Origin of the sequence: Acinetobacter geminorum (assembly GCF_013009345.1) — a bacterium.
In the GTDB taxonomy this organism is placed as follows: Bacteria; Pseudomonadota; Gammaproteobacteria; order Pseudomonadales; family Moraxellaceae; genus Acinetobacter; species Acinetobacter geminorum.
Map to the genome: position 1 here is coordinate 1 of NZ_JABELE010000073.1, position 248 is coordinate 248.

General features: G+C 50.4%; 1 pseudogene. It reads left to right on the forward strand.

Annotation, left to right across the window (positions count from 1 at the left end):
* Positions 1 to 248, forward strand: a pseudogene (locus HJG58_RS18750) (hypothetical protein); the annotation flags it as partial.

Genomic DNA, 248 nt, shown 5'->3' on the forward strand with positions numbered 1-248 from the left:
GGAGTTCAAAAATTCCGACTTTTTTGAGTATGATCTTGGACCAGGCGGCGGTTCAGGCCCTGGATCTCATGGACCGGGTTACGGTGGAGGCAGTTCCGGTTCAGGTTTTCACGATAATCAGAGCGGACATGGTAATAAAGGCAATCAGGGCAATCAAGGTGGTTATAATCATCAGGGCAATCAGCAGCAACAGCAGCAGTCGGGCTATCAGAGCAACCCGAAGCAGTTGAATAGTGGGCAGTATCACG